Source organism: Nonomuraea sp. MG754425 (assembly GCF_021699195.1).
GTDB lineage: Bacteria > Actinomycetota > Actinomycetes > Streptosporangiales > Streptosporangiaceae > Nonomuraea.
In genome coordinates this window covers 1-694 of sequence record NZ_SSXE01000470.1, presented here as the reverse complement: position 1 = coordinate 694, position 694 = coordinate 1, and the positions used below count along the sequence as shown (strand labels likewise).

Here is a 694-nt window from a genome sequence, read left to right as displayed (position 1 = left end):
TTCCCCCCGCCGCCGGAGCACGGTGCGAGTCAACGGACGGCGCGGCCTCCCCGGCCGCTGAGGCCGCGCCGTCCGTTGACTCGCACCGTGCTCCGGCGGCGGGGGGAACGGGTGCCGTCCAGGCGCAGTGGGCCGCCGTGCTGGCCGCGCTCAAGCAGCGCAGCATCGTCGTCTGGGCGAACGTGAGCACCAACTCCCAGGTGGTGGGTGTCGAGGGCAACCTGGTCACGCTCGGGTTCAGCCAGGTCGGCGCGATGAAGAACTTCACCGGCGGCGGCAAGGACGCGGTGGTGGCCGCCGTGCTGGGCGAGGTGCTGGGCGGCACCTGGCGGGTCGAGGCGGTCGTCGGGGGTTCCCCGGCTCCGCACGCCTCCCGCGGTCCGGCCCGCCCGCCGAGTGCCGCCCCCGCTGCCGGCTCCCACGGGCCGGCCGGTTCCCAGGGTGCTCCGGGCGCGGGTGGTCCTCAGGCCGGTCCGAGCGTGACCGGCCCGCGGGGAGCGACCGGGCCTCAAGGGGCGCAGGGCGGCTCCGGGGCCCAGGGACGTACGGCGTCTCATGGGGCGTCCCAGGAGGAGCAGGGGGACCAGGACTCCGACCACCCGCCGGCCGCTCCGCAGAACGCCCAGGATGCGCCGGACCACCAGACCACCGACGAGTCCTGGCCCGCTGCCCCCGACGACTTCGCCCCCGGCTC

Annotated in this window: 1 pseudogene; it reads left to right on the top strand. The window is 76.7% G+C overall.

What is annotated here, in order from left to right:
* Nucleotides 1-137 precede the first annotated feature (137 nt).
* Nucleotides 138-694: pseudogene (locus FAF44_RS53525) on the top strand (hypothetical protein); the annotation flags it as partial.